This window comes from Niastella populi (assembly GCF_002078015.1).
GTDB classification, from domain to species: Bacteria; Bacteroidota; Bacteroidia; order Chitinophagales; family Chitinophagaceae; genus Niastella; species Niastella populi.
In genome coordinates, this window is record NZ_LWBP01000160.1 from 1 (window position 1) to 402 (window position 402).

The 402-nt window shown below is 53.5% G+C and carries 1 protein-coding gene; it reads left to right on the forward strand.

Annotated elements, in window-relative coordinates:
* A partial coding sequence (locus A4R26_RS14310) for a condensation domain-containing protein (protein ID WP_165760268.1) occupies positions 1-402 on the forward strand: 402 nt, incomplete at both ends.

Sequence of the window (402 nt, forward strand, 5' to 3'; positions counted from 1 at the left end):
CTCGCTGATCGCCACCCGCGTGGTATCGGCCGTTCGTAAACAATTGCAACGGGAACTGAGCATTCGCGACCTGTTCCTGTATCCGGTGCTGAAAGACCTGTGTGGCCATATCGATGCTGCAGGAACTTCGACCACCCCGTCTATTGTTCCGGGTAAGCGGCCCGCTCTGGTGCCGTTATCTTTTTCGCAGGAAAGATTGTGGTTCATCGACCGGCTGCAGGGTAGCATAAACTATCACCTGCCTGTTGTATTGCGCCTGCAGGGCAACCTTGACCGTACTGCCTTGTCAACAGCGCTTCAAATGATCGTTGAACGCCACGAAGTATTGCGCACGGTGATAAGGGAAACCGGCAATACGGCTTACCAGGAAATATTGCCTGCTACAGACTGGCGTTTATCAGT